The sequence below is a fragment of the Janthinobacterium sp. GW822-FHT07A03 genome, from assembly GCF_058798815.1.
Genome location: NZ_JBXAKW010000001.1, coordinates 944,996 through 951,408, shown reverse-complemented (window position 1 = coordinate 951,408; position 6,413 = coordinate 944,996). Strand labels below are relative to the sequence as shown.

The window sequence follows — 6,413 nt, the reverse complement described above, 5'->3', positions numbered from 1 at the left end:
CTGGTGCGGCTGGCAGGAATTGAACCCACGACCCCTTGGTTCGTAGCCAAGTACTCTATCCAGCTGAGCTACAGCCGCGCAGGCAAACATTATAGCGTATTCATTTCGCTTTGAAAAGTTCGATTTTTCAATCGCTTAGCTGATTTTGCAGAATACCGCCCCGCATGACCGACTACCTTTTCACTGCCAAAAAGCTCACGCCTTTTTATCGATGGACACTTCTGCTTTCACAGCGGTGTCCAGCGAATCGAGAAGTTGCTGTCTCGAAAGAAGCGGGATTATAGGGACTGCTTTCCAGCCTGTCCAGTGCTATCTGCAGGCGGCGTGCAAGCGTGCGGTGGCGGCGCGCCGCTTGGGGCTACAATACCAGCCAGACAGGGGCGCTTGTGCCTCCCCTAATTCATGACCGCGGGCATTTACCATCATGACCCAATTAACTGAGCTTAGCGGCGGCCCGGCGGGGCAAGAGCCCGTGCGGCAGACTCACTGTTGCAGGATTTCCGATGGCCAAGCATGACCGCGAGCAAGATCTGCTTCCCCCATCAGCGCCGCTGAGCCTCTCCGACGAGCGCCTGGCCAACTTGCTGGAAGGCATTACCGACGGCTTCTGCCTGCTCGACCGCGACTGGACCATCCGCTACCTCAATACGCGCGGCGCCGACATGCTGGCGCCGCAGCACGCGCCTGGCGCCAGCCTGGCGGGCATGAACCTGTGGCAAGCCTGCCCCGACCTGCCGGGCACGGAACTGGAAACGCAGTACCGGCGCGCCATGGCGCAGCAGCACAGCTGCAGTTTCGAACTGCTGTATCCGCCGCTGGGGCGCTGGCTGGAAGTGCGCATCTTCCCTTCCAGCGACGGCTTGAGCACGTATATCCAGGACATCAGCCAGCGCAAGGCGGCCGAGGACAGCCTGCGCCAGAGCGAGGAAGACTTGCGCGCACTGGCCAATTCCATCCCGCAACTGGCCTGGATCGCCAGCTTCGACGGCACCATTGCATGGTACAACCAGCGCTGGCACGACTACACGGGCACCAGCGCCGAACAGATGGCGGGCGACGGCTGGAGCATCGCCTATGACGCGCAGCACCTGCCGCCCATGCTGCACGCCTGGAAGGCCGCCTTGCGCGATGGCACGCCCTTCGAAATGGAATTCCCCATCCGGGGCGCCGACGGCCAGTACCGCTGGTTCCTGACGCGCGCCAATCCCGTGCGCGACCGGGGCGGCCAGCTGCTGCGCTGGTTTGGCACGAGCACCGATGTCGACCAGGTCAAGCGGGCGCAGGAGGCCTTGCGCGACGAGACGCGCGTGCTGGAGTTGCTCAACAATACGGGCGCGGCCCTGGCCGGCACCCTCGACTTGCCGGCCCTGCTGCAGGAAACCGTCGACGCGGCCACGCGCATCAGCGGCGCGCGCTTCGGCGCCTTTTATTACGACGATGCGGGCGATATCCACGACGATCCCGACGCCCTGCCCGCCGCACGCGCCGTCAACAACATCAGCCTGCGCCAGGCCGATGCCATCGCCACGGAACTGCGCCAGGGAGCGGCCATGCGCCAGAACGACTTGCTGGCCGCGCCCGACGCCAGCGCCGGCGGCGCGCCGCCGCTGCGCAGCTGCCTGAGCCTGCCCGTCAGCTCGCGCTCGGGCCTGCTGCTGGGACGCTTGCTGCTGGGCCACCCGCAGGCGGGCATGTTCAGCGCGCGCAGCGAACGCATCGTCTCGGCCATCGCGGCCCAGGCCGCCGTCGCGCTCGACAATACGCGCCTGTACGCGGCCGCCACGCGCGCCGCCGAAGAGCGCAAGGTGCTGCTCGACAGCGAACGCGAGGCGCGCGCCGAGGCCGAACGCACGAACCAGCTGAAAGACGATTTTCTCGCCACCCTGTCGCACGAACTGCGCACGCCGCTGTCGGCCATCCTGGGCTGGGCCCAGGTGCTGCGGCGCGGCACGCGCGACCAGGCCGACCTGCACCGCGGCCTGCAAAGCATCGAACGCAATGCGCGCGCGCAGGCGCAACTGATCGAAGATTTGCTCGACATGAGCCGCATCACCTCCGACAAGGTGCTGCTGGACCTGCAAACCATCGTGCCCGCCAGCATCATCGCCTCGGCCATCGAAACCCTGCGCCCGGCAGCCGACGCCAAGCACATCGCCATCCACAGCAGCATCGCCAGCGATGCGGGCAGGATCACGGGCGACCCCAGCCGTATCCAGCAAGTGATCTGGAACCTGCTGTCGAATGCCTTGAAATTCACGCCGCAAGGGGGACGGGTCGAGATCGGCGTGCGCCGCGAGGCTACCCGCCTGGCCATCACCGTGAGCGACAACGGCGTCGGCATCAAGAAGGATTTCCTGCCGCACGTATTCGACCGCTTCCGCCAGGCCGACGCCTCCACCACGCGCCGGCATGGCGGCCTGGGCCTGGGCCTGGCCATCGTCAAGCACCTGGTGGAGCAGCATGGCGGCACGGTCGCGGTCAGCAGCGCCGGCGACATGCAGGGCGCCAGCTTTACCGTGCGCCTGCCCCTGGGAACGCGGGCCGCGCCAGCGCGCCTGGAGGGCGGCGCCCCGTCCGCCAGCCTTGACTTGCGCGGCGTCAAAGTGCTGCTGGTCGATGACGAGGCCGACGCGCGCGAACTGACGGCGCGCATCCTGCGCGACAACCATGCCGAAGTGCATGGCGCCGGCAGCGTGGCGCAAGCGCTGCAATTGCTGGAGCAGGTGCGCCCGCACGTGCTGGTCAGCGACATCGGCATGCACGACGCCGACGGTTTCGACTTGCTGGCGCACATCCGCGCGCACGCTTCGCCCGACGCGGCCCATCTGCCCGCACTGGCCCTGACGGCGTTCGCGCAACCGCAGGACCGCCAGCGGGCGCTGGCCAGCGGCTTCCAGGCCTGGGTCTCGAAACCGCTCGACCCGGCCGAACTGCTGGTGGCCGTGGCACAACTGGCCGCGCCGCGCGTGAGCGCCCTGCCCCCTGAACCGGGCGACACAACACCGTCTTAAAAAGATGATGCAAAGAAATACATAGTGCAATACAAAATGACTATCTTCATGGGTTAGCCTTCCTACTTTCAGACGCGGCACTGTCCTACAAGCAACTAAGCCGAAGTTTGCTACACTGAAATGCAGAAGCACACCTGCACGGCAGGCTGGAGACAGCGGCCCTGGCCGGCGAGAACGTCAGAAGCGAGCTCAAGCGCTGTTGTGCGCCCTATCTTGTTGCAAGGCGCTACTATCTTTCCCACCGCCGTCAGCCCATCATCTGCGGTAGAAGCCAGCGTTGCATAGACCGTATAACCGAGACCTTACATGCCCAGCCAAGATGAGATTTTGAAAGCCAAAATTTTGGTCGTCGACGATTCACCCGACAATGTCGACCTGATGCTGGAGATCCTGCGCGATGCCGGCTACACCAATGTCACGGCCACCATGCGTCCGGCCCAGGTCTGCCCCCTGCACCGGGAGCATTGCTACGACCTGATCTTGCTGGATCTGCAAATGCCGGAACTGAATGGTTTCCAGGTCATGAAAGGCTTGAAGGAAATCGAGCATGGCGGCTACCTGCCCGTGCTGGCCCTGACGGCACAGCCCAGTTTCAAGATCGCCGCCCTGGAAGCCGGGGCGCGCGACTTCATCAGCAAGCCCTTCGACCTGATGGAAGTGCACAAGCGCATCCACAACATGCTCGAAGTGCGCCTGCTGTACAAGGAACTGGCGCAATACAGCAAGCAGCAGCAGGAACTGGCGCTGCACGATCCGCTGACGGGCTTGCCGAACCGGCGCCTGCTGGAAGACCGCATCGAGCATACCCTGCAGCAATCGGCCCGCAGCCGCGGCAAGTCCGCCATCCTGTACCTGGACCTGGACGGCTTCAAGGCCATCAACGACAGCTACGGCCACGGCTATGGCGATGAAATCCTGAAAATGGTGGCGGCCCGCCTGGTGGGCGCCTCGCGCAAGGAAGACACCGTGGCGCGCATCGGCGGCGACGAATTCGTCATCGTGCTGGGCAACCTGGCCGGCAAGGGCGACGCGCGCGAGCCGGCCGCCAAGCTGATCGAAGTCATTTCCGAGCCGTATTTCATCAACGACCTGACCCTGCGCCTGTCGACCAGCATCGGCATCGCCATCTACCCGGACGATGCCAGCACCGTCGAATCCCTGCTGGGCGCGGCCGACACGGCCCTGTACGAAGCCAAGCGCGCCGGCAAGAACCGCTTTTGCTGCACGCCCCACGAAGTGATCGCCGCGCAGGTGAACATGCAGAAAAGCAGCATCCCCTCGATCGCCTGAGCCTACTTTCCGCACGGAACATAAAAAAACCGGCAAGCCACGATGATGGCTTGCCGGTTTTTTATGGCCAGGATGCTTTATTTCTTGCCAGCCGTCACTTCATGCTGGCCCGCGTGCTGGTGGTCCGTTTGCGCATCGACGGTTTCCGGCGACACTTCGATGCGCGTGATGCCGGCATCGACGGAGATCGGGTCGCTGGCGGGGAAGGTCATTTCCACGGCGTCGTCCAGCAGCTCTTCCTTGGCCCGCTCTTCGCCGCTCATGCCCTCTTCATCGGCCAGGATGGCCAGCGCGCTGGCCCATTTGACAAAATTGAGGTTGGACAACTCGCGCACGGTGGTCACGCCAAACGCTTGCTGCAAGGCCTTGGCATCCTTCGCGCTGACACCGCGCAAGGCGCTGATGGGGGCATTGACGATGTCGCGGAAGCTTTTGTCGAGGTATTCCTTGTCGACGATGGTTTCGATATTCATGGCATGTCCTTTCGTTTCGGTAATCGGGCCTGTGCTGCACCCTGCGCCGCGGGGCGGCTATGCTGCATGGAGAAAATGCACACCCTCACTATGGCAGCGTGCAGCGCCCCGGTATGTGCGCAGCCGTACGTAACGGCGGGAACGATGCCCCCCCTGGCGCAACGAATAATATTGCCTATGATATAAAAATGATGGGAGGAGATTAAAATTGCCGAAAAGACAGAAATTTTCCATCCATGCGCCCCACGATGAAATCATCATGTATGATCCACAACTTGAATTTGGTCCACCTTTCACCATTCACGGGGCGCTATGTCCGCACAAACAGATCCGAACAAGGAAGCGGCCCAGGCCGATGCGGAACGCGCCGCCGATCTCAGCGAGTTGCTGGGTCATGTCAACACCAGCTGGGACAATGAACGGCGCGCCCTGTCGCGCCAGCTGCACGACAGCCTCGGCTCGTCGCTGACGGCGCTGACCATGCACCTGTCGCTGCTGACGCAAAAAATGCCGCAGGAAGCCGCCTTGCTCGACCGCGCGGCGACCATGAAGCAATTGCTGCTGAACGTGATCGAGACCAACCGGCAAATGCAGATGAAGCTGTGGAACGACAAGCTGGAGTTTCTTGGCGTGAATGTGGCGCTGGGCGAGCTGGCCGCGCAATTTGCCGAACAGCACAAGATCACCGTGCGCTGCAGCCTGCCCGAAGATGAATTGATTTGCCCGCGCAACGTGGGCGTGGCCCTGCTGCGCACGCTGGAAGAAGCGCTCAGCAACATCGCCGCGCACGCCCATGCCACGCAGGTGGACATCATCATCGACGACAATGACGAGGCGCTGATGATGACCGTCAAGGATAACGGCAGCGGCCTGCCGGCCAGCGAACCCGTCGAAATGAGCAAGCACGGCCTGCGCTCCGTGCGCGAGCGCGTGCATTACCTCGGTGGCAGCCTGAGCCTGGCGGCCAATCCGCAAGGCGGCACGGCCCTGACCGCCGTCTTGCCGCGCATTAGCCCGAAAGAATAATCCTTGCCAGGCCGCATCGGGCCGGAACACCGCCGGGCGCCCTGCCCCGCTGAACGATACAACGACAGGAGACCGCATGCAACGACTCATCCCCTCCCTGCTGGCAGCGCTGCTGGCCATGGGCGCCGCCCAGGCCGCCGAAAAGACCGTGCCGCCGCCGGAAACCGTGGACAAGCTGGCCTGGCTGGCCGGCTGCTGGAACGTCGACGGCGCCGAGCCCGGTTCCGGAGAACAATGGAGCACGGCCGCCGGCGGCACCCTCCTGGGCACCAGCCGCACCGTCAAGGGCGGCAAGACGACGGCGTTTGAATTCGTGCAGATCCGCCTGACGGAACCGGGCCAGCTGGCCTATATCGTGCAGCCGTCGGGCCAGCCGCCCGTGACCTTCAACCTGTTGCGCCAGGACAAGCCGAATGAATTCATCTTCGCCAACTTGGACAATGACTTTCCCAGCCGCATCATCTACCGCCACGACAGCGAGCGCATCTTGCACGCCAGCATCACCGGCACCTTGAAAGGCAAGCTCACCACGATCGACTTCCCCATGACGCGGGGCCGCTGCGAAGCGGCGCCCCTCGCGCGCAGCAAATAAAAAGGGGCCGCAAGGCCCCTT

General features: G+C 63.7%; 5 protein-coding genes and 1 tRNA gene. 4 read left to right on the top strand and 2 right to left on the bottom strand.

What is annotated here, in order from left to right; genetic code table 11:
* Nucleotide 1: 1 nt before the first annotated feature.
* Nucleotides 2–78 (bottom strand) — tRNA-Arg (locus tag AC1RJW_RS04320).
* A gap of 425 nt (nt 79–503) precedes the next feature.
* On the opposite strand from AC1RJW_RS04320, the gene AC1RJW_RS04315 reads away from it, so the two are divergent.
* Both AC1RJW_RS04315 and AC1RJW_RS04310 read left to right on the top strand, forming a co-directional pair.
* Nucleotides 504–3,011 carry an ATP-binding protein gene (locus AC1RJW_RS04315; RefSeq protein WP_493043716.1) on the top strand — a complete coding sequence of 836 codons (2,508 nt, stop codon included), beginning with the start codon at nt 504–506 and terminating at the stop codon, nt 3,009–3,011.
* Nucleotides 3,012–3,317: 306 nt separating this feature from the next.
* Nucleotides 3,318–4,301 (top strand): GGDEF domain-containing response regulator, encoded by a 984-nt coding sequence (locus AC1RJW_RS04310; protein ID WP_077406388.1) that lies wholly within the window; start codon nt 3,318–3,320, stop codon nt 4,299–4,301.
* 77 nt (nt 4,302–4,378) lie between these two features.
* Here AC1RJW_RS04310 and AC1RJW_RS04305 read toward each other — a convergent pair whose 3' ends face one another.
* Nucleotides 4,379–4,774 (bottom strand): hypothetical protein, encoded by a 396-nt coding sequence (locus tag AC1RJW_RS04305; RefSeq protein WP_230540731.1) that lies wholly within the window; start codon nt 4,772–4,774, stop codon nt 4,379–4,381.
* Nucleotides 4,775–5,086: 312 nt separating this feature from the next.
* On the opposite strand from AC1RJW_RS04305, the gene AC1RJW_RS04300 reads away from it, so the two are divergent.
* Both AC1RJW_RS04300 and AC1RJW_RS04295 read left to right on the top strand, forming a co-directional pair.
* Entirely contained in the window at nt 5,087–5,800 is a 714-nt protein-coding gene (locus AC1RJW_RS04300; RefSeq protein WP_493043713.1) for a sensor histidine kinase, read from the top strand.
* Nucleotides 5,801–5,876: 76 nt separating this feature from the next.
* On the top strand, nt 5,877–6,392 hold the full coding sequence (locus tag AC1RJW_RS04295) for a DUF6265 family protein (protein WP_493043711.1): 516 nt from the start codon (nt 5,877–5,879) through the stop codon (nt 6,390–6,392).
* The last annotated feature ends 21 nt before the right edge of the window (nt 6,393–6,413 follow it).

Bases quoted from the DNA above. Each gene is read 5' to 3' on its own strand.
- AC1RJW_RS04315 (WP_493043716.1), top strand. From the start codon at position 504: ATGGCCAAGCATGACCGCGAGCAAGATCTGCTTCCCCCATCAGCGCCG.
- AC1RJW_RS04310 (WP_077406388.1), top strand. From the start codon at position 3,318: ATGCCCAGCCAAGATGAGATTTTGAAAGCCAAAATTTTGGTCGTCGAC.
- AC1RJW_RS04305 (WP_230540731.1), bottom strand. From the start codon at position 4,774: ATGAATATCGAAACCATCGTCGACAAGGAATACCTCGACAAAAGCTTC.
- AC1RJW_RS04300 (WP_493043713.1), top strand. From the start codon at position 5,087: ATGTCCGCACAAACAGATCCGAACAAGGAAGCGGCCCAGGCCGATGCG.
- AC1RJW_RS04295 (WP_493043711.1), top strand. From the start codon at position 5,877: ATGCAACGACTCATCCCCTCCCTGCTGGCAGCGCTGCTGGCCATGGGC.